The organism is Amycolatopsis sp. NPDC049252 (assembly GCF_043197175.1).
GTDB lineage: Bacteria > Actinomycetota > Actinomycetes > Mycobacteriales > Pseudonocardiaceae > Amycolatopsis.
Genome location: NZ_JBICSQ010000001.1, coordinates 126,882 through 151,091, shown reverse-complemented (window position 1 = coordinate 151,091; position 24,210 = coordinate 126,882). Strand labels below are relative to the sequence as shown.

General features: G+C 69.9%; 23 protein-coding genes and 1 tRNA gene. 14 read left to right on the top strand and 10 right to left on the bottom strand.

The features are described 5' to 3' along the window. The first annotated feature begins 91 nt into the window (after positions 1 to 91). Genes ACGFMK_RS00750 through ACGFMK_RS00740 form a run of 3 tightly spaced genes read left to right on the top strand, consistent with a single transcriptional unit; the run spans position 92 to position 6,227 of the window. Positions 92 to 1,837, top strand: coding sequence for an N-6 DNA methylase (locus ACGFMK_RS00750; protein ID WP_392755796.1), 1,746 nt, complete (start codon positions 92 to 94; stop codon positions 1,835 to 1,837). Further along, a complete protein-coding gene (locus ACGFMK_RS00745) occupies positions 1,834 to 3,090 on the top strand; it encodes a restriction endonuclease subunit S (protein ID WP_392755794.1) in 1,257 nt (418 codons plus the stop codon). Before ACGFMK_RS00750 ends, ACGFMK_RS00745 begins: the two co-directional genes overlap by 4 nt. Then, positions 3,090 to 6,227: a type I restriction endonuclease subunit R gene (locus ACGFMK_RS00740; protein WP_392755792.1), complete on the top strand. Its 3,138-nt coding sequence runs from the start codon at positions 3,090 to 3,092 to the stop codon at positions 6,225 to 6,227. Before ACGFMK_RS00745 ends, ACGFMK_RS00740 begins: the two co-directional genes overlap by 1 nt. Positions 6,228 to 6,422: 195 nt before the next feature. Here ACGFMK_RS00740 and ACGFMK_RS00735 read toward each other — a convergent pair. Further along, a tRNA-Arg gene (locus ACGFMK_RS00735) sits at positions 6,423 to 6,498 on the bottom strand. A gap of 258 nt (positions 6,499 to 6,756) precedes the next feature. On the opposite strand from ACGFMK_RS00735, the gene ACGFMK_RS00730 reads away from it, so the two are divergent. From ACGFMK_RS00730 to ACGFMK_RS00715, 4 genes are all read left to right on the top strand, one after another. Further along, the gene (locus tag ACGFMK_RS00730) at positions 6,757 to 7,410 is read left to right on the top strand and encodes a response regulator transcription factor (protein WP_003087851.1); all 654 of its coding nucleotides are present in this window, start codon (positions 6,757 to 6,759) and stop codon (positions 7,408 to 7,410) included. Continuing rightward, on the top strand, positions 7,411 to 8,019 hold the full coding sequence (locus ACGFMK_RS00725; protein ID WP_392755789.1) for a trimeric intracellular cation channel family protein: 609 nt from the start codon (positions 7,411 to 7,413) through the stop codon (positions 8,017 to 8,019). 67 nt (positions 8,020 to 8,086) lie between these two features. Further along, positions 8,087 to 8,779 (top strand): response regulator transcription factor, encoded by a 693-nt coding sequence (locus ACGFMK_RS00720; RefSeq protein WP_392755787.1) that lies wholly within the window; start codon positions 8,087 to 8,089, stop codon positions 8,777 to 8,779. After that, complete coding sequence (locus ACGFMK_RS00715; RefSeq protein WP_323323906.1) at positions 8,776 to 10,194, top strand: HAMP domain-containing sensor histidine kinase; 1,419 nt, start codon at positions 8,776 to 8,778, stop codon at positions 10,192 to 10,194. Before ACGFMK_RS00720 ends, ACGFMK_RS00715 begins: the two co-directional genes overlap by 4 nt. A 50-nt stretch (positions 10,195 to 10,244) precedes the next feature. Here the strand turns inward: ACGFMK_RS00715 and ACGFMK_RS00710 are convergent, their stop codons facing one another. Continuing rightward, positions 10,245 to 10,379, bottom strand: a complete 135-nt coding sequence (locus tag ACGFMK_RS00710; protein ID WP_392755785.1) for a hypothetical protein — start codon at positions 10,377 to 10,379, stop codon at positions 10,245 to 10,247. A 79-nt stretch (positions 10,380 to 10,458) separates the two neighbouring features. Here ACGFMK_RS00710 and ACGFMK_RS00705 point away from each other — a divergent pair, with 79 nt between their 5' ends. The 3 genes from ACGFMK_RS00705 to ACGFMK_RS00695 all read left to right on the top strand — a co-directional run bounded on the left by ACGFMK_RS00705 (position 10,459) and on the right by ACGFMK_RS00695 (position 13,919). Then, complete coding sequence (locus ACGFMK_RS00705) at positions 10,459 to 11,259, top strand: DeoR/GlpR family DNA-binding transcription regulator (RefSeq protein WP_392755782.1); 801 nt, start codon at positions 10,459 to 10,461, stop codon at positions 11,257 to 11,259. Then, positions 11,256 to 12,338: a galactose-1-phosphate uridylyltransferase gene (galT, locus tag ACGFMK_RS00700; protein WP_323323902.1), complete on the top strand. Its 1,083-nt coding sequence runs from the start codon at positions 11,256 to 11,258 to the stop codon at positions 12,336 to 12,338. Before ACGFMK_RS00705 ends, galT begins: the two co-directional genes overlap by 4 nt. A gap of 72 nt (positions 12,339 to 12,410) precedes the next feature. Then, positions 12,411 to 13,919 carry a trypsin-like peptidase domain-containing protein gene (locus ACGFMK_RS00695; RefSeq protein WP_392755780.1) on the top strand — a complete coding sequence of 503 codons (1,509 nt, stop codon included), beginning with the start codon at positions 12,411 to 12,413 and terminating at the stop codon, positions 13,917 to 13,919. Positions 13,920 to 14,046: 127 nt separating this feature from the next. Here ACGFMK_RS00695 and ACGFMK_RS00690 read toward each other — a convergent pair whose 3' ends face one another. Genes ACGFMK_RS00690 through ACGFMK_RS00670 form a run of 5 tightly spaced genes read right to left on the bottom strand, consistent with a single transcriptional unit; the run spans position 14,047 to position 17,732 of the window. After that, positions 14,047 to 14,652 (bottom strand): hypothetical protein, encoded by a 606-nt coding sequence (locus tag ACGFMK_RS00690; RefSeq protein ID WP_392755778.1) that lies wholly within the window; start codon positions 14,650 to 14,652, stop codon positions 14,047 to 14,049. After that, complete coding sequence (locus tag ACGFMK_RS00685) at positions 14,649 to 15,779, bottom strand: molybdopterin-dependent oxidoreductase (protein WP_392755776.1); 1,131 nt, start codon at positions 15,777 to 15,779, stop codon at positions 14,649 to 14,651. Before ACGFMK_RS00685 ends, ACGFMK_RS00690 begins: the two co-directional genes overlap by 4 nt. Beyond that, positions 15,776 to 16,408: a methyltransferase domain-containing protein gene (locus tag ACGFMK_RS00680; RefSeq protein WP_392755773.1), complete on the bottom strand. Its 633-nt coding sequence runs from the start codon at positions 16,406 to 16,408 to the stop codon at positions 15,776 to 15,778. The genes ACGFMK_RS00685 and ACGFMK_RS00680 overlap by 4 nt, the downstream gene beginning before the upstream one ends. Next, positions 16,408 to 17,091: a DUF2064 domain-containing protein gene (locus ACGFMK_RS00675; RefSeq protein WP_392755771.1), complete on the bottom strand. Its 684-nt coding sequence runs from the start codon at positions 17,089 to 17,091 to the stop codon at positions 16,408 to 16,410. Before ACGFMK_RS00675 ends, ACGFMK_RS00680 begins: the two co-directional genes overlap by 1 nt. After that, on the bottom strand, positions 17,088 to 17,732 hold the full coding sequence (locus ACGFMK_RS00670) for a glycosyltransferase family 2 protein (protein WP_392757529.1): 645 nt from the start codon (positions 17,730 to 17,732) through the stop codon (positions 17,088 to 17,090). The genes ACGFMK_RS00675 and ACGFMK_RS00670 overlap by 4 nt, the downstream gene beginning before the upstream one ends. A gap of 170 nt (positions 17,733 to 17,902) precedes the next feature. On the opposite strand from ACGFMK_RS00670, the gene ACGFMK_RS00665 reads away from it, so the two are divergent. The 3 genes from ACGFMK_RS00665 to ACGFMK_RS00655 are packed head-to-tail and all read left to right on the top strand — an operon-like array spanning position 17,903 to position 21,085. Then, entirely contained in the window at positions 17,903 to 19,330 is a 1,428-nt protein-coding gene (locus ACGFMK_RS00665; RefSeq protein ID WP_392755768.1) for a hypothetical protein, read from the top strand. Positions 19,331 to 19,334: 4 nt separating this feature from the next. Next, on the top strand, positions 19,335 to 20,039 hold the full coding sequence (locus ACGFMK_RS00660) for a response regulator transcription factor (RefSeq protein ID WP_392755766.1): 705 nt from the start codon (positions 19,335 to 19,337) through the stop codon (positions 20,037 to 20,039). Then, positions 20,036 to 21,085 carry a sensor histidine kinase gene (locus ACGFMK_RS00655; RefSeq protein WP_392755763.1) on the top strand — a complete coding sequence of 350 codons (1,050 nt, stop codon included), beginning with the start codon at positions 20,036 to 20,038 and terminating at the stop codon, positions 21,083 to 21,085. Before ACGFMK_RS00660 ends, ACGFMK_RS00655 begins: the two co-directional genes overlap by 4 nt. A gap of 235 nt (positions 21,086 to 21,320) precedes the next feature. Here the strand turns inward: ACGFMK_RS00655 and ACGFMK_RS00650 are convergent, their stop codons facing one another. From ACGFMK_RS00650 to ACGFMK_RS00640, 3 genes are all read right to left on the bottom strand, one after another. Next, positions 21,321 to 21,479: a hypothetical protein gene (locus ACGFMK_RS00650; RefSeq protein WP_392755760.1), complete on the bottom strand. Its 159-nt coding sequence runs from the start codon at positions 21,477 to 21,479 to the stop codon at positions 21,321 to 21,323. 122 nt (positions 21,480 to 21,601) lie between these two features. Further along, complete coding sequence (locus tag ACGFMK_RS00645) at positions 21,602 to 22,435, bottom strand: MBL fold metallo-hydrolase (protein ID WP_392755758.1); 834 nt, start codon at positions 22,433 to 22,435, stop codon at positions 21,602 to 21,604. A gap of 37 nt (positions 22,436 to 22,472) precedes the next feature. Continuing rightward, positions 22,473 to 23,534: an NAD-dependent epimerase/dehydratase family protein gene (locus ACGFMK_RS00640; RefSeq protein WP_392755755.1), complete on the bottom strand. Its 1,062-nt coding sequence runs from the start codon at positions 23,532 to 23,534 to the stop codon at positions 22,473 to 22,475. Positions 23,535 to 23,656: 122 nt separating this feature from the next. Between ACGFMK_RS00640 and ACGFMK_RS00635 the strand changes: the two genes are divergently transcribed. Beyond that, positions 23,657 to 24,157, top strand: coding sequence for a molybdenum cofactor biosynthesis protein B (locus ACGFMK_RS00635; RefSeq protein ID WP_323323880.1), 501 nt, complete (start codon positions 23,657 to 23,659; stop codon positions 24,155 to 24,157). The last annotated feature ends 53 nt before the right edge of the window (positions 24,158 to 24,210 follow it).

Here is a 24,210-nt window from a genome sequence, read left to right as displayed (position 1 = left end):
TGCAGGTCGTGCGCCGCCTGGTCGGACGGCGCGCACGGGCTCGCGCTGGCGTTCCGACATCTGTCGTCGAGTGAGCCTTCGAAGGAGCCTTGTGAGTACCCTCGGTAGCTTCATCTGGTCGATCGCCGACCAGCTTCGGGGACCCTACCGCCCCAACCAGTACGGCAACGTGATCCTCCCGCTCACGATCCTGCGTCGCCTCGACTGCATCCTTGAGCCCGACCTTGAGACGGTCCGTAAGTTGGCGGCGAAGTACGACAACCCGAACCGCCTCAGGATCGAGGTCAAGAAGGCGGCCGGCCAGCCGTTCTACAACACCTCGAACTACTCCTTCGCCAACCTCCTCAAAGACGCCGACGGGCTGGCCGACAACCTGGTCGACTACATCGACCGGTTCTCGCCCGACGTCGACGTGTTCGAGTACTTCGATTTCAAGAAGGAGATCCTCGCCCTGGAGAAGGCGGAACTTCTGCGCGAGGTTCTCACGTCCTTCAGAGCCATCGACCTGCACCCCGACGTAGTCTCCAACGCCGACATGGGCGACGCGTTCGAGTACATCATCCGCAAGTTCAACGAGGCCGCGAACGAGACCTCGGGTGACCACTACACCCCAAGGGACGCGATCCGGCTGTTGGTCGACCTGCTCTTCGCCGAGAAGGACGCCGACCTCGCCGAGGCAGGCATCGTCCGCACGCTGTATGACCCCACGGCGGGCACCGGCGGCATGCTCGCTCTGGCCGAGGAGCACCTGCTCGACCGCAACCCCGACGCGAAGCTCAGCCTGTTCGGTCAGGAGTACAACCCGCAGTCGTACGCGATCTGCAAGTCCGACCTGCTGGCCAGGGGCCACGATGCGACCAACATCGCCTTCGGCAACACACTCACCGATGACGCGTTCACGGGACGCCAGTTCGACTTCTGCATGTCCAACCCGCCATACGGCGTCGACTGGAAGCAGTACGCGAAGGCGGTCACGAAGGAGCGTGACGAAGCGGGCCCCTACGGTCGGTTTGCCCCCGGCCTCCCGTCGACCTCGGACGGGCAGATGTTGTTTCTGCTGCACCTTGCCCACAAGATGCGGGCGCCCGAGGACGGCGGCGGCCGGGTCGGCATCGTCATGAACGGCTCGCCGCTCTTTAGCGGCGCCGCCGAGTCCGGCCCCTCCAACATTCGCAGGTGGTTGCTGGAGAACGACCTGGTCGATGCCATCGTCGCGCTGCCGACCAACATGTTCTTCAACACCGGCATCTCCACTTACATCTGGATTCTCGACAACACCAAGCATCCCGACCGCAAGGGCCTGGTCCAGCTAATCGATGGCACCTCGTTCTGGACCAAGATGCGCAAGAGCCTCGGGTCGAAGAACCGTGAGCTCAGCGAGGCGGACAGGGGCAAGGTGGTGAAGTTGTACGCCGACTTCCTCGATGCCGACCCTGACTACTCGAAGGTGCTACGCAACGATGAGTTCGGCTATTGGACCATCACCGTCGAGCGCACGCTGCTCGACGAGTGTGGCAACCCTGTGGTGGACCGTAAGGGCAAGTCCAAGCCAGATACGAAGAAGCGTGACACCGAGAACGTCCCATTCACCTATGGAGGCTCGACCGCCGGCCCGGCTGGTGAAGTCGAGGTCATCAACGCCTACTTCGACGCCGAGGTGAAGCCGCACGTCCCCGGCACCTGGATCGACTGGTCCAAGGTCAAGACCGGTTACGAAATCCCTTTCACTCGCCAGTTCTACAAGTACGTCCCACCCCGCTCTCTCGCCGAGATCGACACCGACCTGGAAAATCAGGTCGCCAAGATCCTCGACCTCTTGAATGAGGTAGCGAAGTGACGTTTGCCACTACTATTCCCAGTCACTGGCAGAGCGGCAACATTCGTCGATTCGCCGAGATGAAGAGCGGCCACACGCCGAGCCGCTCGGTGTTGGCCTATTGGGAGAACACCGAAATCCCGTGGTTCACACTCGCCGACGTATGGCAGTTGCGTGACGGTAAGCAGATCTACCTCGGCGACACCGCGAACAAGATCAATGAGTTGGGCCTCGCCAACTCGGCTGCGGAGTTGCTCCCCGCCGGCACGGTGGTTTTGTCCCGGACGGCATCAGTGGGTTTCTCCGGCGTCATGCCGAGGCCCATGGCGACCAGCCAGGACTTCTGGAACTGGGTGTGCGGGCCCGAGTTGATCCCCGAGTACCTGAACTACCAGTTCAAGTCGATGACCGCCGAGTTCAAATCGCTCAACATGGGCTCGACTCATCAGACTATCTATCAGAAAGATGCCGCGACGCTTCGGATCGTGGTGCCACCGCTGGAGGAGCAGCGCGCAATCGCCGACTACCTCGACCGCGAGACCGTGCGCATCGACACGCTCATCGAGGAACAGCAGCGCCTGATCGAGATGCTCCGCGAGCGTCGGCGGGCGGCGGTTGAGGAGGCGGTGTCCACTGTCGCTACCAGTGGGGCGCGACTGAAACACGTCATTCGATCGGTTCGGCAGGGGTGGAGCCCGCAGTGCTACTCCTGGCCAGCAGACGGTGTCGAGACTTGGGCCGTGCTCAAGGCTGGAGCGGCAAACGGCGGTCGTTTCCGTCCGATGGAGAACAAGGAGTTGCCTGAGGAAGAGATCCCGCGCCCAGCCATCGTCGTTACTCGAGGTGACCTCATCGTCTCGCGCGCCAATACCCGCGAACTGGTCGGTAGCGCGGCGGTGGTCGAGGGTGACTTTCCGCGGCTCATGCTCTGTGACAAGCTTTACGCCTTCTCGCTCGATGAGAGCCGGGCCGAATCGCGGTTTGTAGCGGCAGTGCTCGGAAGCCGCAGGTGGCGCGATCTGATCGAGTTGGAGGCGACTGGCGCAAGTCACTCGATGCTCAACATCAGCCAGTCCGACATTGTGAACCTGCCGATGTCACTGCCTCCCGTGGATGAGCAGCGCCGCGTCGTCGCGCGCTTAAACAGCGAGACCGCCAAGATCGATCAGCTCATCGCAGAGACCGAGCGGTTCATCGAGCTCGCCCGCGAGCGGCGGGCGGCGTTGATCACGGCGGCGGTGACGGCGCAGATCGACGTACGGGAGATGATGTGATGGCGGACCACCACGAGAACGTCTTCGAGACCGAGATCTGCGAGTACCTGACCGACCACGGGTGGCTGCACTCGACGAACGACAAAGGCTACGACCGGGAGCGTGCGCTCTTCCCCGACGACCTGTTCGCGTGGTTGGAACAGACCCAGCAGGCGGCTTACCAGAAAGCCCTGAGGGCGGCGGGGTCGAAGGCGAAGTTCCTTGATGTGCTGACCACGGCGCTCGGTAAGCCTCTCGAACATGGTGGCGGGACGCTGAACATCCTGCGCAACGGAGTGCAGTACATCGGTGGTGGCCGGTTGAAGATGGCGCAGTTTCGGCCCGAGACCGGCCTGAACGCGACCTCCAACGAGAAGTACGCGGCCATGCGGGTGCGAGTGATGCGGCAGGTGCACTTTTCTACCGCTGACCAGCGCAGTATCGACCTGGTGTTCTTCGTCAACGGGCTCCCGGTCGCCACCGTGGAGTTGAAGACCGACTTCACTCAGTCGCTGGATGAGGCGGTCAACCAGTACCGCAGAAGCCGGAGCCCGCTGACCAACGGTCGGCCGGAGCCGCTGCTGTCGTTCGGGCACCGGGCGTTGGTGCACTTCGCGGTCTCCAACGACTTGGCTGCGATGACCACCCGGCTTGAGGGCGCGAAGACCCACTTTCTGCCGTTCAACATGGGTCACGACAGTGGCGCAGGAAACCCGCCCGGCGCGGGCGGGCGATCGGCGACGGCGTATCTGTGGGAGCGAGTCTGGGAGAAGCACTCTTGGCTCAACATCATCGGCCGGCTGATGATCGTGGAGACTAAGGAGGAATGGGATGTCGCGACCGGAATGTCGGCGCGGCGTACGAGCATGCTTTTCCCGCGATTCCACCAGTGGGAGGCCGTGACGAACATCATGGCCGCGGTGCGCGAGGAAGGGGTGGGGCAACGCTACTTGATCGAGCACTCGGCGGGTTCGGGGAAGACGAACACCATTGCCTGGACCGCGCACCGGCTGGCGCGGCTGCACGTGAACGACGAGAAGGTCTTCGACTCGGTGATCGTGGTCGTGGACCGCACCGTGCTTGACGGGCAGCTCCAGGACGCGATTCGGCAGATCGACGGGTCGGGGAAGATCGTTGCCACGATCAGCCCGGAGGACGTCCGTAAGGCGGGGGCAAAGTCGAAGTCCAGGCTGCTGGCGACCGCGTTGGCGAACGGTGAGCTGATCATCGCGGTGACGGTGCAGACCTTCCCGTTCGCGCTTGGCGAGATCCGGGGGGACAGGGGCCTCAAAGGTAGGCGATTCGCGGTGATCGCGGACGAGGCGCACTCCTCGCAGTCCGGGCAAATCTCTTCCAAGCTCAAGGCCGTGCTGACCGCCGAGGAGGTCAAGGAGATCGAGGAGGGCGGCGCCGTCGACGTCGAGGCGATCCTCGCCTCGGAGATGACCGAGCGGGCGGAGTCGAAGGACATCTCCTACCTCGCGTTCACCGCGACGCCGAAGAACAAGACGCTGGAGCTCTTCGGCCGCAAGGGGCCGGACGGGAAGCCGGTCGAGTTCCACCTCTACTCGATGCGGCAGGCGATCGAGGAGGGCTACATCCTCGACGTGCTCAGGGGCTACCAGTCCTACGACACCGCGCTGAAGATCGCCGGTCAGGCCGAGAGCGGCGACGGAGACGAGGTGGTGGACGAGGCCGCAGCCCGGAAGGGGCTGATGCGGTGGGTGAAGCTGCACCCGACCAACATCAGCCAGAAAGTGCAGATCATCGTCGAGCACTTCCACGCCAACGTAGCCCATTTGCTGGAAGGCAAGGCGAAAGCGATGGTCGTAACCGACTCGCGCAAGGCTGCGGTGAAGTACAAGAAGGCGATCGACGCCTACATCGCCAAGCGGGCCGCTATGGACGCCTCGTATACCTACCGCACCCTGGTCGCCTTCTCCGGCTCGGTGACGATGACCGAGGACGAGGAGTGGGTCTCGGACTGGGGGCCGCAGCCAAGCAAGGACGACGAGTTCACCGAGGCCAACCTGAACCCCGGCGCAGGCTCGGACCTGGCCGCCGCCTTCAAGGGCGCTACGTACAAGATCATGCTGGTCGCCAACAAGTTCCAGACCGGGTTCGACCAGCCGCTGCTCTCGGCGATGTACGTCGACAAGAAACTCTCCGGGGTCGCCGCCGTGCAGACGCTCTCCCGGCTCAACCGCACCCATCGGACCACAGGCGGGGAGCAGAAGCGCAAGACGTTCGTCATCGACTTCGTGAACAAGCCCGAGGACATCCGGACAGCGTTCGAGCCGTACTTCACCAACGCGACCCTGGAGACCGAGACCGACCCGTACGTCGTCTTCCACCTCGCCACCAAGCTCGCCCAAGCTGGGATCTACACGCCAGAGCAGGTGCGCGAGGTCGCCGAACTGTGGGTCACCCGGAAGGGCAACAACGCGCTCTCGGCTGCGATCAGCCCGGCCAAGAACGAGTTCGCCCGCCGCTACGCGGCTGCGATCGAGGCCGACGACAAGGTCACCCTCAACACCCTCGACCTGTTCCGCAAGGACGTCTCCACCCTCGTCCGGCTCTACGACTTCATGAGCCAGATCATCGACTACGGCGACCCGTACATGGAGATGCTCTCGATCTTCCTGCGGCTGCTGGAGAAGGTCATCGCAGACTCATCCTGGACTGCGGAGGTCGACCTCTCCGATGTGATCCTGGTCGGGGTCAAGCACAACAAGGGGGCCGCGGTCGACATCTCGCTAATCGGCGACGGCGAGCTGAAGGGGATCGACGCCGCGGGAACCGGCACCCGAAAGGAGCCGAAGTACGTCGCACTCCAGGTCGTCATCGACAAGATGAACGACCTCTTTGGCGCCGAGTCGTTCACCACGTTCCAGGTTCGCGAGTTCGTGCAGGGACTGGTGCAGCGGCTGCTCGCCTACCCGGACCTGATCAACCAGACCAAGGTGAACTCGAAGAAGCAGTTCATCGAATCGCAGGACTTCCAAGCTGCGGTCACCGAGGCCGTCGTCGACAACCAGGAGGCCCACAACACCATGGCCGACTACTTCTTCAGCGACGGACCCGCCATCAGCGCCGTCATCATGGCCCTCGCGGACGCCTTCTACGAGGCCGCGATCGATCAGCAGACGGAGGTGTGAGAGGGCTGGTCCCGGGCAGGGACAGCCGGCGCCGGAGTCCAGGCAGTATGGGCGGCCGAACCGTCAAACGGCCAACGCGGGCCCTAGACCCCGTAGGAGACCAACGGGAACAGGCGTGACCTGGGGTTCGCGTTTCCGGGTCTACGCCGACCTCACGGGAGGAAAGGGCTGACCTGCGGAAACGCTTGGTCGGGATGGTGCCCCCGGCAGGATTCGAACCTGCGACACCCGCTTTAGGAGAGCGGTGCTCTATCCCCTGAGCTACGAGGGCCTTGCCGACGCAAGCTTAGCTTGCCTCGGGCGGGTGCAGGCGAAGGGGCACGGATGGAGTAGCCCGACCTCCGTCGTCACCCGACTGAGTGGTTCTGATCGCAGCCCTACACCCCCAGGGTGGGCCGATGGCACCTGACCTGGACGGACCAGCAGGTCACCTGGTCGTGTCTGGTTTCGAACTGCTGAACAACAGTAGGTAACCTTCGTTAACGGGACGCGGGGAGCCGCCTCCTACTGGCTGTTGCGGAGGGCTTCGTTGATCAAGCTCATGTTCGCCGACGACGAGGAACTGGTGCGCTCGGGGCTGCGCGCGATGATGTCCGGGGCCCAGGACATCGAGATCGTGGGCGAGGCGAGCGACGGCAGATCCGCGGTGGAAGTCGCGCGCCGATATCACCCTGACGTGGCCCTTCTCGACATCAAGATGCGTGCCCCCGACGACGGCATCCGCGCGCTCCGGGCCATCCTCGCCCTGCCCGATCCGCCCACCGTCGCCATGCTGACCACCTTCGACATCGACGAGTACGTCAGCCTCGCCCTGCGGCTCGGGGCCAACGGCTTCCTCCTCAAGGACATCGACCCCGCGGCCCTCCTGCGCGCGGTCAGGGACCTGGCCCGGGGCGGGGCCGTCCTGGACCCGGGTGTTGCCGCGCGGATGGTTCAGTCCCATCGGGACGAACAACGCGCTGCTCAGCCCGCCCGGAAGCTGCTCGCCTCACTGTCCGAACGCGAGCGCGAGGTCGTCGCGCTGATCGGGCAGGGGCTGTCCAACGCCGAGATCGGCGGGCGCCTTCACCTGTCCGAAGCCACCGTCAAGGGGTACGTCTCCGCCGTGCTCTCCAAGATCGGGGCGGCGAACCGCGTGCAGGCCGCCCTCCTGGCCTACCGCGGTGGCCTGCTCGACCAGTAGATGCTGCTCACGGCGCTGGAGTTCCTCGGGCTCGTCGCCTTCGCGGCGTCCGGCGCGCTGGCCGCCGTGCGGGCCCGGCTCGACGTCTTCGGCGTCGTCGTGGTCGGGCTCACCACCGCGCTCGGCGGCGGGGTCATCCGGGACGTCCTGCTCGGCATCCACCCGCCGACGACGCTGCGGAACTGGCCCTACCTCGCCGTCTGCGCGGTGACGGCCCTCGTCGTGTTCGTCTTCCACCCGCAGGTCGCGCGGCTGCGGCGCGGCGTGCTGCTCGCCGACGCGCTCGGCCTCGGCGTGTTCGCCACCGCCGGGACGACCATCGCGCTCAACGCCGGCGCGACCGTCTACGCCGCGTGCTTGATCGGCATGACGACCGGGATCGGCGGTGGTGCCGTGCGCGATCTGCTGCTCCGGGAAATCCCGCTGGTCCTGCGGAAGGAGATCTACGCCGTGGCCGCGCTGGCCGGCTCGGTGCTCGTCGCCATCGGTCACGCTCTGCGACTGCCGGAGGGGCCGGTGACCGTCGTGGCGGCCGCCGCGGTCGTCGCCGTGCGGATGGTCGCGCTGTGGCGGCACTGGAACGCCCCGGTCGCGCGCGGTCCGGAGTGAGCAAACTCTTTGTGTGTTCTGTGTGTGTTCTTAGGCGAGTCTCAGCACGCTGAGTAAAACTACCGCTATGCGCATCCTTGTGGTGGACGACGACCGCGCCGTCCGTGAGTCGCTTCGGCGGTCCCTGGAGTTCAACGGCTACCAGGTCGAGCTGGCCAGCGACGGTGCGCAGGCGCTGGAAGCCATCATCGCCAACCGGCCCGACGCGATGGTCCTGGACGTCATGATGCCGCGCCTCGACGGCCTGGAGGTCGCCCGCCGCCTGCGCAGCACCGGCGACGACCTGCCGATCCTCGTGCTGACCGCCCGCGACACCGTCTCGGACCGGGTGTCCGGCTTGGACGCCGGAGCCGACGACTACCTGCCGAAACCGTTCGCGCTCGAGGAGCTGCTCGCCCGGCTCCGCGCGCTGCTGCGCCGCGCCATCCCGGACGGCCAGAACGGACAGGAGACGGAGACCCTGTCCTTCGCGGACCTGACGCTCGACCCGGGCACGCGCGAGGTCCGCCGCGGCGGCCGCGAGATCAGCCTGACCCGGACCGAGTTCGCACTGCTGGAACTGTTCCTTTCCTACCCGAAGCACGTCCTCACGCGGGGCCGGATACTGGAGGAAGTATGGGGTTACGACTTCCCGACGTCGGGCAACGCACTGGAGGTCTACGTCGGCTATTTGCGCCGCAAGACGGAGGCCGAAGCGGAGCCGAGGCTGATCCACACGGTGCGGGGGGTGGGTTACGTCCTGAGGGAAACGCCCCCGTGATCGACCCGCCCGCGGAGGAGGACCCGCGCGGCACCCGCTGGGGTACGCGCCGGTTCTCCCTGCGTGGCCGGGTCACGCTGCTCGCCGCGGCCTGTGTCGCCGGTGCCGTCGCGCTGGTCTCGATCGGCGCGTACCTGGTCGTCAGCAGCAACCTCTACCAGCAGCTGGACGACGGCCTCGTCGCGCGCGCCGAGGCGGCGGTCAACTCGCCGCAGGTGCAGACCGAGCTGCGGCAGGTCCCCGGCGCCTTCCTGGCGAGCGCCGACCTGCAGATCGGGCAGCTCAACGCCGCCCCCGACGTCCAGCACGCCGTGATGACCTACCCGCTGTCGAGCTCGGCGCCGCCGTTCGACCAGCGGGAGCTCGACGTCGCCAACGGTGATTCGCCGCAGTCGTTGCGCACGGACTTCCGCACGGACGCCCGGGTCGTCGCGCTGCCGTCCGGGCACGGCGAGGCCATCGTGCTGGCCCAGTCGATGGGCCCGACCAAACGCACGCTGAACGAGCTCGCCCTGGTGCTGTTCCTCATCGGCGGCGCGGGCATCCTGGTTGCCGCCGCGGCGGGCACCGCGGTCGCGCGGGCCGGCCTGCGCCCGGTCGACAGGCTGACCTCGGCCGCCGAGCGCGTCTCCAAGACCGGCGACCTGCGGCCCATCCCGGTCAGCGGCGACGACGAGCTGGCCCGCCTCACCCAGACGTTCAACACCATGCTCGGCACGGTCGCGGACTCGCAGGAACGGCAGCGCCAGCTGGTCGCGGACGCGGGCCACGAACTGCGGACGCCGTTGACGTCGCTGCGCACCAACCTCGAGCTGCTGCTCGCCGCGAGCAAACCCGGCGCGCCGCCGCTGCCGGACGCCGACCGCGTCGACATCGTCGCGGACATCAGCGGCCAGCTCGACGAGCTGACCCAGCTCATCGGCGACCTCGTCGAGCTCGCGCGCCAGGACGAGCCGCGTGAGCGCTTCGAGCGCGTCGAGCTGCTGGAGGTCGTCGAGCGGGCGCTGGACCGGGCGCGGCGGCGCGCGGGCGAGATCAACTTCGACGTCTCGCTGCAGCCGTGGGTGCTCACCGGCGACAACAGCTCGATCGAACGCGCGGTGCTGAACCTGCTGGACAACGCGGTCAAGTTCTCGCCGCCGGACGCGACGGTCTGGGTGCGGCTCTACCCGCTCGGCGACGGCACCGCCGTGGTCGAGGTGGCGGACGCCGGCCCGGGCATCGCCGAGGAGGACCTGCCGAAGGTGTTCGACCGGTTCTACCGCTCGTCGGAGGCGCGGACGCTGCCCGGTTCCGGGCTCGGCCTCGCGATCGTCAAGCACGCGGCCGAGCGCCACGGCGGGGCGGTCTACGCGGCGCGGGCGCCCGAGGGCGGCGCGCTGATGACGATCCGGCTGCCGGGCGCGCCCGGCTGAGGTTGCTGCCACCGCCGTGAGACGGCCAGGATCGGCGCTTGCCGCTTCGTTCATGCCTGGCCGCCGTGGGCGGTGGCGCGCCCGGGGTGGATTGCGGTCCCTTCGCTCATGGTGGTGTTGTTCGGCTGGGGCTTGGTGTTGCCGATCGGGCTCGCCTGGCTGTGACCTGGCGTTTCGAAGTTCACCCGGATCTCCGCACCAGATACCGTGTTGAATCGTGTAGGATTTTGTGTGGTTGGGGAGCGACTCGGGACGGAGTGAACGGTGCTGGCGCGTCAGCGACAGGCGGTGATCCTGGAAGAGGCACGCCGGACCGGTGCGGTCCGGGTCAGTGACCTCGTGACCAGGCTCGGCGTGTCCGACATGACCGTGCGCCGCGACCTGGACGTCCTGGCCGGCCGCGGGCTCGTCGAGAAGGTCTACGGCGGCGCCACTTCGATCGTCGGCAAGAGCACCGACGAACCCGGCTTCGAGGCCAAGTCCGTGCGCCAGCGCGCGCAGAAGGACGCGATCGCCGAACTCGCCGCGACCCTGGTCCGGCCCGGCACCGCGATCGGCATCTCCGCCGGCACCACCACGTGGACGCTCGCGCGGGCGCTCGACGCGATCCCCGGGCTCACCATCGTGACCAACTCGATCCAGGTCGCCGACGTGCTCCGCGGGTCGACCCAGCCGGACCGCACGGTCGTGCTCACCGGCGGGGTGCGGACGCCGTCGGACGCGCTGGTCGGGCCGGTCGCCGTGCACAGCCTGCGGTCGCTGCACCTCGACCTCGTCTTCCTCGGGGTGCACGGGATGTCCGACGGGCCGGGCTTCACGACGCCGAACCTGACCGAGAGCGAGACCGACCGCGCGCTGGTCGAGGCCGGGCGCAAGCTGATCGTGCTCGCCGACCACACCAAGTGGGGCACCGTCGGCATCTCGACGATCGCCGACCTGGACGAGGCCGACGTCGTCGTCACCGACGACGGGATTCCCGACGACGCCAAGGAAATACTCGCCGAAAGGGCAGGGGAACTCATGATCGCCGAGACGGCGGAGACGGTCGAGGCTGAAGAAGCGTGAAGCGCACGTCACGGCACCTGGCCGACGGCCGGGAGATCATCTATTTCGACCAGCCCGGCGCGCCCGAGCGCGTCGCCGAGGACACCCGCGACCTGCCGCCGGTTTCGGCCGCGTCGGAGATCCGGCTCGACCCGCTGACCCACGAGTGGGTCGCGATGGCCGCGCACCGGCAGACGCGCACGTACAAGCCGCCCGCCGACTTGTGCCCGCTGTGCCCGAGCAAGCCGGGAAAACCGAGTGAGATTCCCGAAAGCGACTACGATGTCGTCGTTTTCGAGAACCGCTTTCCCTCCTTCGCCGAGGACGTCGTCGGCGAGCCGTCTACTGTGGACGGTCTGGGGCTGGTGCCGACCGCGCCCGGCCGGGGCCGCTGCGAGGTCGTGTGCTTCACCAGCAACCACGACGGTTCCTTCGCCGGCTTGACGCCGAAGCAGGTGCGGGCCGTGGTGGACGCCTGGGCCGACCGCACCGCCGGGCTGTCCGAAGTGCCCGGTGTGGAGCAGGTCTTCCCGTTCGAGAACCGCGGCGAGGAAATCGGCGTCACGCTGTCCCACCCGCACGGGCAGATCTACGGGTACCCGTTCGTCACGCCGAAGACCGCCCGGATGCTCGACGTCGCCCGCGCCTACCAGGCCGAACACGGGCGCGCGGTGCTCGGCGACGTGCTGGCCGCCGAACGCAAGTCCGGCGCGCGCGTGGTGGCCTCCGGCGAGCACTGGACGGCGTTCGTGCCGCCGGCGGCACGATGGCCGGTCCAGGTGCAGATCGTGCCGCACCGGCAGGTCCCGGACATCCCGGAGCTGACCGACGCCGAGCGCGACGACTTCGCCGACGTCTACCTGGACGTCCTGCGCCGCTGCGATGCGCTGTACGACCGGCCGCTGCCCTACATCGCGGCGTGGCACCAGGCGCCGGTGCGCCAGGACCGCGACCTCGGCTGGCTCCACCTGGAGCTGTTCTCCGTGCTGCGCGCGAAGGACAAGCTGAAGTATCTCGCGGGGTCCGAATCGGGCATGGCGGTCTGGGTGAACGACGCGACACCGGAGCAAATCGCGGAACGGCTCCGCGCGGCGGGGTGACCCGGCCATACTCATCTCCGATGCACAGGTTCGGCTCAGGAACCTCTCAGGACCGTCCCGCAAGGTGATGACATGACCGAGAACGACCCCACCGCGCACGACCCCGCGACCCCGCGGCCCTCCGCGGACGCCCAGCCCGGCCAGGAGGCCGCTCAGGGCGGTTGGGCCGGGAGTCCCTACGGCGAGCAGAACGCCACCGCGTCCGGCAGCTCGTACGGCGACCAGGGCGGCAGCAGTCCTTATGGCGATCAGGGCGTCGCCTCGCCCGAGTCCGGCACGCCGCAGTACGCGGCGCCGGCCGAGCCGTCCTACCACGCGGTCACGGGGGCCGATCCGTCCTACGGGACGCCGAACGCGAACCCGTGGTCCGCGCAGAGTGCGCAGACGCCGCCGCACGGGCAGACCCAGCAGAGCGTCTACCCGCCGCCGAACCCGTACGCGCAGCCCGGCACGTCGATCTACAACACCCCGGCCGCGCCGCCGGCGCAGAAGCGCTCCGGCGGCAAGCTGCTCGCCGGGGTCGCGCTGGTCGCGCTGCTGGTCGGCGGGATCGCCGGCGGAGCCGTCGGGTACCTCACGGGCGGGACGTCGGGCCCGTCGAGCAACGCGCTGGACGCGCCGAAGCCGGCCCAGCAGACCGGCAACGCGCCGGCCGGGTCGGTCGAGTCCGTCGCGCAGAAGCTGTCGCCGAGCGTCGTCGAACTGCAGGTCAGCGGGCAGCAGGGGGCCGGCGAAGGCTCCGGGTTCGTCATCAGCACCGACGGCTACATCCTGACCAACAACCACGTCGTCGAGGTCGCCGCGGGCGGCGGGCAGATCCAGGCCGTGTTCCAGGACGGCAAGAAGGCCGCCGCCAAGGTCGTCGGCCGCGACCCGACCACCGACATCGCGGTGGTCAAGGTCGACGGCGTCGGCAACCTGACCCCGGTCGAGATCGGCCGGTCCGACGACCTGCGCGTCGGCCAGTCCGTCGTCGCCATCGGTTCGCCGTTCGAACTGGCCGGCACGGTCACCTCGGGCATCGTCAGCTCGCTGCACCGGCCGGTGCGGGCGGGCGGCAGCACCGGTGACCAGACCACGGTGATGGACGCCGTGCAGACCGACGCCGCGATCAACCCGGGCAACTCGGGCGGCCCGCTGGCCAACATGTCGGGCCAGGTCATCGGCATCAACTCGGCGATCTACAGCCCGCAATCCGGGCAGGGTGGCCAGGGCCAGGGCGCGTCCGAGGGCGGCAACGTCGGCATCGGCTTCGCCATCCCGATCGACCAGGCCCGGCGCACGGCGGACACGATCATCAAGACCGGCCAGGCCGTGCAGACCTACATCGGCGCGCAGGTCAAGGACGCCCCGCAGGGCGGTGCCGAACTCGGGGCCATCACCCCGGGCAGCCCGGCGGACAAGGCCGGCCTGAAGTCGGGTGACATCGTCACGAAGATCGACGACCGCAACATCGACTCGTCCGACACGCTTGTCGCCGCGATCCGCACCCGGGCGCCGGACGAGAAGGCCACGTTCACCCTCCAGGGTGGCCGCACGGTCGAGGTGACCCTCGGCGGGCAGCCCGTCACCCCCAACTGATCCATTCCAGACGCTCGGCCGCCTCGGCGGCGGCCGAGACCAGCTTCGGCTCGACCCCCGTACACCGGGGCCGGACCCACAAGGCCACGCGCGACCGGATTTCGACGCCGGTCGCGCGTGGCCGCATTCACGGGGCGTCCGGACGGGCTTCTGGCGTGTCCGGCGGGACATCACGCGTGATTGGGGAGGCATCACGCGTGACTGGAGGGGCATCGCGTGTGTCCGGAGGGTCGACGCGTGTGCCCGGAGAGTCGGTTAGCTTGCCTGGAGGGTCGGCTTGCGTGCCTGGAGGGTCGGGTCGCGTGGCGAGTGGGCGCTTCGGGTGGGGAACCAGGCGGTGGCGTAGGGCCGTGAGGATGACGAGCAGCCAGACTGCGGCCAGCGTGAGGGTCAGACCCAGCGCTGGGTTGCCGTCGTGCAGGCCGGGCATGGGGGCAGTGCCGTAGGGGCGCCAGAGGAGCGGGAACGCCAGGATTGCCAGGATGCCGGTGAGGACTGTGCCCGTGACTACCGGGGTTTTCCAAGGGGCGGGTAGGGCTCGGGCCAGGGCGACGCCCAGGAGGGCGGTCAGCGGGGCGATGAGGGCGTCGTTGAGGATGGGGCCGCCCACCAGCCAGCCGACCGTGCCGAACACGTCCGGGCGCAACGGCAGCGCGTATTCGGCGAACAGGACCACGCCCCACGCCAGGGCGGCGAGACCTGGCAAAGCCAAGAGCGCACGGGCGATCTTCACAGCGCCTCCAGTTTCGTGACCCACTTCGTCTGCAGCACCCCGGGCCGGTTCGGCGCGATGATCCGGCAGGGGAAGCCGTGGTCGATGTCGAGGACGTCGCCGTTCAGCTCCAGCGCGAGCAGTGTCAGGTCGTCGGCGGTGTGCTCGCCCGGGAGCACGCTGACGCCGTACAGCCCGGCACGCTCCAAAGAGGACACTCGCACCGCCGTCCCCGGTTGGGATCCGGTGGCTTTCAGCAGCGTCGGCAAGGAGACTCCGCGCCAAGTCGCCGACTGACTCCAGCCCTCGACGCACGCGATCGGCAGCTCGGCGGTCGTCTGCGGGAGGGCGCGCAGCTCGTCGAGAGAGAACGCGGTGGTGCCGCGCGGGGTCACCACCGAGAGCCGCCAGGTTGCCGCTTGCGCGGTCTGCGTGACGCCCGCGGCCACCGCGGTGCGGTTCACCGGCAGGCCCTGCGTGCCCTTGCTCGTCTTCCACGCGAGCCCGGAAACGCCGCGCAGGAAGGGAACCGTGGCCCCGGCCGTGGCGACGACCGCCACCCCGGTCGCCAGGCCCGTGGTGCGGAGGAAGCCGCGCCGCGACAGTCCGGCGGCCGGACGCTCCTCGGCCTCGCCGTTGACCCGGCTCAGCCCGCGGCGGATGACGGGCAGCTTGACCGCGACGTGCACCAGGATCGAGCCGATCGCCAGCCACGCGACCGCGTAGTGGACCTGCGGGAAGTAGAACGTCCACGGGTAGTTCTGCGCGACGTTCAGCAGCCCGGTCGTCAGCTCGAAGAACGCGGAGCCCGACAGCACCAGGATCGACAGGCGTTCCAGGGCGTGCGGCAGTGAGCGGACCAGCGGCCGGCCGAACAGCTTCGGGTAGACGCTCCACAGTTTCGCCAGCAGCAACGGGATCGACGCCACTCCGGAGATCACGTGCAGCCCCTGCGTGACCCGGTAGAGCCCGGCCGGGCGGCTCGGCCAGAAGAACCACTCCGGTGGGTGCTGGATCAGGTGGCTGATCAGGCCCGTCACGAAGCAGGTCGTGAAGGTGACGGCCAGCGCCAGCCCGATCTTCGACGTCACGCGCTCGTTGTGCGCCGCCGCTTTGAACTGTTTCTCGTCGGGGATCGGCAGTTTCACGGCTTCTCCAACCGGGCGAACCAACGGTGACCGTGCCGGGTGGTGCGGTCGACGTGCAGCCCGGCCCGGTTCGCGACCTCGGCGATGGCGTCCGCGCCGACCCAGGCCCAGGTGAACCACGCGACGTCGGCGTGGCCGGGCCGCAGCCGGACGCGCTCGTGCCGCAGGCCGCCACCCGGTGGGTCCAGCTCGACCAGGACGTCGCCGTCCGCGGCGATCAGTTCGGCCGCGCGACGCAGGAGCACCACGGGGTCGCCGCCGATGCCGATGTTGCCGTCGGCCAGCAGCACGTGCTGCCAACGGCCTTCGCCGGGTATGTGGTCGAAGACGTTGCGGTGCAACGCGCTCCCGCCGCGGCGGCGGGTCAGGCGGACCGCCGTGCGCGAGCTGTCGACGCCCAGCGCGACGACGCCGCGTTCGGCCAGTGCGGCGGTGAGCCGGCCGGGGCCGCAGCCGATGTCGAGGGTCGGGCCGCTGCAGGCATCGAGCAGCACTTCGTCGCCGTCGGACGCCTGGGCCCAGCGCTCGACCGGCAGCTCGAACCGTTCGCCGTTCGGCAGTTCGAGCCAGCAGTGGTGGCCGAGCAGGCCGTGGTCGAACTCGTTTCCGGTGCTCGCCGGGGCCGTCATCACGCCACCACCCGGCCGCGGACCGCCGCGACGGCGCGGGCGAACCGGCCGTCCGGGCATTCGAGCGCCACCCCGCGGGCGTCGGTCATGGTGTCCACATCGGACAGTTCGACCGTTTGCTGGGGCTCCAAGCCGCAGGCGACCAGGGCGCGCAACGTGCGGGCGCCGGTGTCGTCACGGGACATCGGGACGCCCGCGAGAACCTGGGCCCGGCGCGGGTCGGCGAGCCCGAGGGCCCACCAGCCACCGTCCGCGGCCGGGCCGAGCACGGAGTCGTGGCCGTGGCGCAGGATCGGCGCGATCGTCGCGGCCAGCGAATCCGGGGTGACCTGCGGGGTGTCCATGCCGATCTGGAGGATCGGCAGCCCCGCGTGCACGGCCGCGGCGTCCGCGTGCGCGTTCGCCAGCCGGGTGCCGAAGTCCCAGCCGCGTTGTGGGATCAAGGTCGCGCGGCGCAGCGCGAGGCCGATTTCGGCACCCCGCGTGGCGGCGCCGAGGTCACCGGTCATCGCGACGACCGGGGCGGCGCCGGGCACCGCGCAGACGGCGTCGAGCGTGTCGAGCAGGGCGGCCGCGGCGATCTCCGCCGCCTGGGCCGGGGTCGCGGGCGGGCAGAGCCGGGTCTTGGCGAATCCCGGCACCGGTGCCTTGGCCACGACCAGCAGCACGAACCGGGCCGTCATCGCGCCAGCACCCGCCCGAAGTCGCGGACCGCGCGCAGCGTGCCCCGCACCGACCCGGACACCTTCGACTTCGTGCCCTTGGCCCGCTCGCCGTAACGGACGTCGAACTCGCGGACCCGCCACCCGGCGCGCTGTGCCTTGATCAGCAGCTCGAGGGGATAACCGAACGCGCGATCCGTGACGCCGAGGCCGAGCAACGCCCGCCGGTCCGCGGCGCGCAACGGCGCGATGTCGCGCACCGGCAGCCCGCGGGTGCGCAGCAGCAGGGACAGCACGACGTTGCCCGCTCGCGCGTGCCACGGCCAGACCCCGGGGCCGGTCGGCACCCGGCGCCCGACGGCCAGGTCGGCGCCGTCGAAGACCGCCGCCACCAGCCGCGGCAGGTCGGCCAGGTCCAGGGAGCCGTCGGCGTCGGCGAAGCACACGATGTCCGCGGTCGCGGCCTCCAGGCCGGCGTGCACGGCGGCGCCGTACCCGCGACGCGGCTCGTGGATCACCTTCGCACCGAGCGCGGCGGCCACTTCGGGAGAGCCGTCTGCCGAGCCGTTGTCGACCACTATCGCGCGATAGTGCGGTGGCAGAGCCGCGAGCACTCCGGGCAGGGCGCCTGCCTCGTCGAGACAGGGGAGGACCACGTCCACTTCCAAGTCAGTCACGCCGCTGACCGTAGGTCTATGGTGGACAGTGGGAAAGCATTGTGCTGCTTACCAAATCATGACATTGACCAACCGGGTGACGAGTTCTTACCGGCTCGTTACGGCTGCCGTCGCCAGGCCGTGAAACCCGGCAAGCGGCCCTAAGGTGGACGGCGATGAGCGAGCCGAATTCGGCAGCCAGGCTCGCCGAGCCGCCTGCCCGCGAACCCGAAGCCCCGGCACCCGATCGACCCGAGCGCCGCGCCCGCCGGGCCGATCTTCTCGCCGTCGCGGCGGCCGTGGTGCTCGTCGCCGCGGCCGCCGCGGTCGGCCTCTACTACAACCGCCCGAACTCCGGCGTCGTCATCTTCGTCAGCGCGCCACCGCTGTTCGCCGACTGGCTGCCGCACGTCGGCCCCGGGTCGGTGTTCGCGGTGCTCATCGCCGCCGCGGTGGTGCTCCACGGCCCGGCTCTGGCCGCTCGCCTGCCGTGGCGCCGCGCCCTCGTCGCCGGCTACTTCGCGTCGCTCGCCTGGATCTTTTCGCTGACCTTGGTCGACGGCTGGACGCGCGGGTTCGCCGGGCACCTCACCATTCCCCAGGAGTACCTGCACGAGGTACCCGGGATCACCGACATCCCGCGGATGCTGCGCGAGTTCTCCTCCCGCATCCTCGACTTCCAGCCGAACTCCTGGACCACCCACGTGTCCGGGCATCCGCCGGGCGCGACGCTGGTCTTCGTCTGGCTGGACCGGCTCGGCCTGCACGGCGGCGCGTGGGCGGCGACGGCCGTCGTGCTCGTCGGCAGCCTGGTGGCGGTGGCCGTGCCCGCCTCGGTCGCCTTGCTCGGCCGGCCGGAAGCGGCTCGCTCGGTGCTGCCCTTCGCCGTGCTCACCCCCGGTGCGGTGTGGATCGGCGTGTCGGCGGACGGCCTGTTCGCCGGGGTGACGGCCACCGGCCTGGCGTTGCTGGCACTGTCCGCGAACGGGTTCGCCCACGGCCGCCGGTACGCCGTCCCCGCCGGGTTGGCCGCGGGTGGACTGCTGGGCTTCGGCATCTTCCTGTCCTACGGCCTGGTGCTGCTGGGCGTGGTCGCGCTGGCCGTGGCCGTGCTCGGACGGCAGTGGCGGGCGGCGGCGCTGGCGATCGTGGCGGCGCTGGCTGTCGTCGCCCTCTTCGCCTGGGCGGGTTTCTGGTGGCTCGACGGCTACCACCTGGTCGTCGAGCGCTACTACCAGGGAGTCGCCCTGGTCCGGCCGTATTCCTACTGGGTGTGGGCGGACCTGGCCGCGGTCGTGGTGGCTCTCGGCCCCGCGGTCGTGGCTGCCCTCCGGCGTGGCCTGACCGAGGCGTTCCTGCCCCGCCCCCGCCGCGCGGTGTGGGCCGACCCGGTGCTCCTCCTCGGCATCGCCGCCCTGCTCGCGATCATCTTCGCCGACGTTTCGGGCCTGTCGAAAGCGGAGACCGAACGGATCTGGCTACCGTTCGGGGCGTGGCTGCTGCCGATGACGGCTCTGTTGCCACGGCCGGGGCGCCGGTGGTGGCTGGCCGCGCAGGCCGCGACGGCGCTGGCGGTCAACCATCTGCTGCTGACGGGCTGGTGAAGACATGACAGGCGATCAGGCCGGGCGCGTGCTCGTGGTCGACGACGACGAGACCGTGCGTGACGTCGTACGCCGCTACCTCGAGGTGGCCGGGTTCACCGTCGACATGGCCGGCGACGGCGCCGAGGGCCTGGCGAAGTTCTCCGCCCGCGAGCCCGATCTCGTCGTCCTCGACGTCATGATGCCCGGGATCAACGGCCTCGAGGTGTGCAAGCGGCTGCGCCAGGTCAGCCAGGTGCCGATCGTCATGCTCACCGCGCTCGGCGAGGAGGAGAACCGGATCGCCGGACTCCAGCTCGGCGCCGACGACTACGTGACGAAACCCTTCAGCCCCAAGGAACTCGCCCTTCGCGTGGCGTCCGTGCTGCGCCGTGCGCGGATGCCCCGGCCGCAGCCCGTGGCCGCGGAACTCGTGGACGGCGACCTGCGGCTGCAGATGACCGCGCGCACCGCGACCATCGGCGGCCGTGAACTCCCGCTCACCACCCGGGAGTTCGACCTGCTGGCGTTCTTCCTCGGCCACCCCGGCGTCGCCTACTCGCGGGCGGACCTCCTGGAGAAGGTCTGGGGCTGGGACTTCGGCGACCAGTCCACGGTGACCGTCCACGTGCGACGGTTGCGCGAGAAGATCGAGCGCGAGCCGGCCAAGCCGACCCGGGTCGCGACCGTGTGGGGCGTCGGCTACCGCTACGACCGGGAGCAACCGTGATCGAATCCGGTGAACCCTTCGCCGACATCCTCGCGCACCTCTGGCACATCCTGCCGCTGGCGCTGCTGTTCGCGCTCCCGGTCGCCGTGCTGGGTGGCGTGGTGCTCTATGTGCTGCGCCGCGGTTCGCTGGCCACCACGCTGACCGTGCTGGTGCTGATCCCGGTGCTCGCGACTCTGGTCGGCGTGCTGGGTGTCAGCGGGTTCATGTTCACCCCGGCGCTGACGACGATGCTGCTGGTCTGCCTGCTCGTCGGGGTGGTCACCGTGCCCGCCGCGATCATCCTCGGCCGGGCCATCGCGCGCCGCAGTGTGTGGGAGCGGGAGGCGCGGGAGCGGGAGCGCGCGGCCGAGGCGTCACGGCGTGAGCTGGTCGCCTGGATCAGCCACGACCTGCGCAGCCCCCTGGCCGGCATCCAGGCGATGGCGGAGGCCCTCGCCGACGGCGTCGTCTCCGAACGCGACGAGGTCGCCGACTACGCCCAGCGGATCAGCGGCGAGACCACCCGCCTGTCCGGGATGGTCGGTGACCTGTTCGAGCTCTCGCGGATCACCGCGGGCGCACTCGAGCTCACCATGTCCGCGGTGCCGCTGCGGGACGTCGTCAGCGACGCCGTCGCCGCCCAGAGCCCGGTCGCCGAGCGGAAACGGGTGCGGGTGCTCGCCAACGCCGAGACGTGGCCGATCGTCTCCGGCAGCGACCCGGAACTGGCCCGGATCGTGCGGAACCTGGTGTCCAACGCGATCCGCCACACCCCGCCGGACGGGACGGTCGCGGTCCAGATCGGCGTGGACGGCGACGAGGCCCTGCTGGCCGTCGACGACTCCTGCGGCGGCATCCCGGACGACGAGATCGGCCGGGTCTTCGACGTCGCCTTCCGCGGCACCCAGGCCCGCACCCCCGAGCGCAGCGGGACGACCACCGGCGGCGGGCTCGGCCTGGCCATCGCCAAGGGCCTGGTCGAGGCGCACCGCGGGAAGATCGGCGTGCACAACCACGGCCCCGGCTGCCGGTTCGAGGTTCGCCTGCCCCTCGCGATGTCGTAGGTCCGGTGACGCCCACATAGGTGGGAGTTCCGCTCGATCCGAGTCCCGGCCGGCGCGGCTGGTCACCTTCCGGTCAGAGGCTGGGCCACTCCGACGAGGCCGCGCCGGCGCCCGCCTTCGTGTCGCCGACCGCCGCCGGCAGAGGTGGCACCGGCTACGCGCCGCCCGGCGGTGGCTGGGACGCGGTCTCGAACTCAAGCTGTGGGTTCGCCTGTTCGCCCGGCCTGAAGATCAGCTACAGCTGCACGTCCCGTTCCGACGAGAGCCCGATCCACGCCTCCGCCGCGGCGGGCACCGATCCGGGCCCGGAGAAGCGGACCGAGTCCGGCGCCGGCACGTCCGGGAACAGCGGCCCGCTGCCGTGGGGGAACTCGCCGGCCATGAAGTCGATCAAGTTCCAGTCGGTCGACGTGCTCGGCGCGATCGTCGGTTCCGGTCCTGCTCGTGCTCGCCGCGTGCGGTGTGCAGACCGCGCCGGGACCCGGCGCGGTCGAAAAGGCCGTGCGCGATGAAGCCTTAGACGGCGACCGGGGTCCGTCCCGGGCCGAGCCGGAGGAACTCCAGGCCGGGGAAGTGCGCCGGGGCGATCACCGCCGACGTGCGCTCGGCTTCGTCCAGCCAGCGTTGCCGGGTGCGGGCCGCTTCGGCCGGGTCGTGGTCGGCGATGAAGTGGACCCGGTCGTCGCGCAGCTGCACCGGCGTGTGGATGACGTCGCCGAGCAGGATCAGCCGCTCGTCGTCCGCCTCGACGTCGAGGACGTAGTGCCCAGGGGTGTGGCCCGGCGCGTGCCGCGCGGTGATGCCGGGGGCCAGCGGGACCGCTTCGCCGTGGATCCCTTCGACGTTCCCGGCCGCGCGCACCGCTTCCAGCCCGACCCGGCTCCAGTCGTCGTGGCTCAGCCGTTCGACCATCGGGTGCCAGTCCGCCGCGCCGTGGACGATCCGCGCGCGGGCGAACGCCGGCGTGCCCTCCGGCGCCAGCCCGCCCACGTGGTCCGAGTGCAGGTGCGTGACGAACACCGTGTCGACGTCCTCGGGTGCCGCGCCCGCCTTGGCCAGTGCGGCCAGGAGATCGCCGCCTTCGCCCATCGGCGGTGCCGGGTCGCCCGTGGCCGGCGTGACGCCGTGCGGGAAGCCGGTCTCGCGCGGGCCGAACCCGGTGTCGACGAGGATGGTGCGGCCCTGGCCGCGGACCAGGAAGGCGCCGATCGGCAGGTGCACGGTGCCGTCCGGGTCGAGGACGTCCGGGTGCTCGGCCGGCTCCAGTCCGGGGAAGAACGGGATCGGGATCCGGCACAGGCCGTCGGTCAGAGCTTCGATCGTGTAGCCGCCCACGGTGATCCGCTGCATGACAGGGACAAGTTCGACGGTCGCCGAGCCATTCCCGTCAGGCCGAAACCGGGTCCCGCAGCTCCGCCGTCGCGAATCCGTCGATGCCGGCGGCGAACCCGACCTCCGCGGTGAACCCGAGCAGCTCCCGGGCCCGTGCGGGGTCGGCGACGACGTGCCGGACGTCCGCGGCCCGGGCCCCGCCGACGACCTGCGGTACCGGGCCGTCGCACGCCCGCGCCAGCTCCTCGGCCAGCTCGCCGACCGTGTGCGGGGTGCCGGAGCAGACGTTGACCGGGGTGATGTCGCCCGCCGGGCCGTCGGCGCGCAGAGCGAGCACGTTCGCCCGCGCGACGTCGTCGACGTGCACGAAGTCGCGCTGCTGACGGCCGTCTTCCAGCACCCGGGGTGCCTCGCCGCGGACCAGCGCCGACCGGAACAGGGACGCGACCCCGGCGTACGGCGTGTTCTGGGGCATCCGCGGACCGTAAACGTTGTGGTAGCGCATCGCCCAGACGCTGCCGCCGGTCTGGCGGGCCCACGCGCCGGCCAGGTGCTCCTGAGCCAGCTTCGTCGCCGCGTACGTGCTGCGCGGGTTCAACGGCGCGTCTTCGGGAACCAGCTGCCACGCCAGCTCGGTGCCGCAGACCGGGCAGCGCGGCTCGAACCGGCCGGCGTCCACATCGGACGGCCGCCGCGGCGACGGTGGGACGACACCGTGGTCCGGGCACGAGTACCGGCCTTCGCCGTAGACGACCATCGACGACGCCAGCACCAGCTTCCGCACCCCGGCCGCGTGCATCCCGGCCAGCAGCACCGCCGTGCCGTAGTCGTTGTGCAGGGCGTACGACGGCGCGTCCGACGGGTCGACGCCGTGCCCGACGACGGCCGCCTGGTGGCACACCGCGTCGACGCCGTCCAGCAGCTCGGCGACGATCTCGGCGTCGGTGACGTCGCCGCGCAGGAACCGGTGCCGTCCGGTGTAGGCCGGTGGTGTGCGGGAGCCGTGCGCCGTCGGGAGCAGGTTGTCGAGCACCACGACGTCGTCGCCCGCATCGGCCAGCTGATCGGCGATGTGGGACCCGATGAACCCGGCTCCGCCGGTGAGCAGTACGCGCATAACGGACACGCTAGGGGCGCGCGCCGGGTGCCGTCGCGACGAGCGCGGTCACGTCACGGAATCGTCAGAACTCACCGGGCACCTCCCGGCGGCGGACCGCCGAAACCGACTACGGTGGGCGCATGGAACGGAGTGCACAACGGCTGGGCCGGGCCCTCGTGGTCATCGTGGACGATCGCGTGGCGCACGGCGAGCACGAGGACGCCACGGGACCACTGGTCACCGAGCTGCTCGAAGAAGCGGGCTTCATCGTCGACGGCGTGGTGGTCGTCGAGGCCGAGACCGTGGGAATCCGCAATGCGCTCAACACCGCCGTGATCGGCGGTGCCGACCTGGTGATCACGGTCGGCGGCACGGGTGTGCTGCCGCGTGACAACACCCCCGACGCCACCGCCGGTGTGCTCGACCGCCCGATCCCGGGCATCAGCGAGGCGATCCGCGCGTCCGGCTTGGCCGCCGGCGCCGTCGACGCCGGGATCTCGCGTGGGCTCGCGGGCGTCTCGGGCAGCACGCTCGTGGTCAACCTCGCCGGCTCGCGCTCTGCGGTGCGGGACGGGATGGCGACCCTGACCTCGCTGGTGCCGCACGTGATCGACGAGCTTTCGGGCCTCGAAGAGGTGTGACCCCTCCGTGCTCGCGTGGCCGGCCCGTTGATGAATCCCGGGTCGGTGCGCGA

Bases quoted from the DNA above. Each gene is read 5' to 3' on its own strand.
- ACGFMK_RS00725 (WP_392755789.1), top strand. From the start codon at position 7,411: ATGCTGCTCACGGCGCTGGAGTTCCTCGGGCTCGTCGCCTTCGCGGCG.
- ACGFMK_RS00740 (WP_392755792.1), top strand. From the start codon at position 3,090: ATGGCGGACCACCACGAGAACGTCTTCGAGACCGAGATCTGCGAGTAC.
- ACGFMK_RS00665 (WP_392755768.1), top strand. From the start codon at position 17,903: ATGAGCGAGCCGAATTCGGCAGCCAGGCTCGCCGAGCCGCCTGCCCGC.
- ACGFMK_RS00635 (WP_323323880.1), top strand. From the start codon at position 23,657: ATGGAACGGAGTGCACAACGGCTGGGCCGGGCCCTCGTGGTCATCGTG.
- ACGFMK_RS00720 (WP_392755787.1), top strand. From the start codon at position 8,087: ATGCGCATCCTTGTGGTGGACGACGACCGCGCCGTCCGTGAGTCGCTT.
- ACGFMK_RS00645 (WP_392755758.1), bottom strand. From the start codon at position 22,435: ATGCAGCGGATCACCGTGGGCGGCTACACGATCGAAGCTCTGACCGAC.
- ACGFMK_RS00680 (WP_392755773.1), bottom strand. From the start codon at position 16,408: ATGACGGCCCCGGCGAGCACCGGAAACGAGTTCGACCACGGCCTGCTC.
- ACGFMK_RS00640 (WP_392755755.1), bottom strand. From the start codon at position 23,534: ATGCGCGTACTGCTCACCGGCGGAGCCGGGTTCATCGGGTCCCACATC.
- ACGFMK_RS00660 (WP_392755766.1), top strand. From the start codon at position 19,335: ATGACAGGCGATCAGGCCGGGCGCGTGCTCGTGGTCGACGACGACGAG.
- ACGFMK_RS00695 (WP_392755780.1), top strand. From the start codon at position 12,411: ATGACCGAGAACGACCCCACCGCGCACGACCCCGCGACCCCGCGGCCC.
- ACGFMK_RS00675 (WP_392755771.1), bottom strand. From the start codon at position 17,091: ATGACGGCCCGGTTCGTGCTGCTGGTCGTGGCCAAGGCACCGGTGCCG.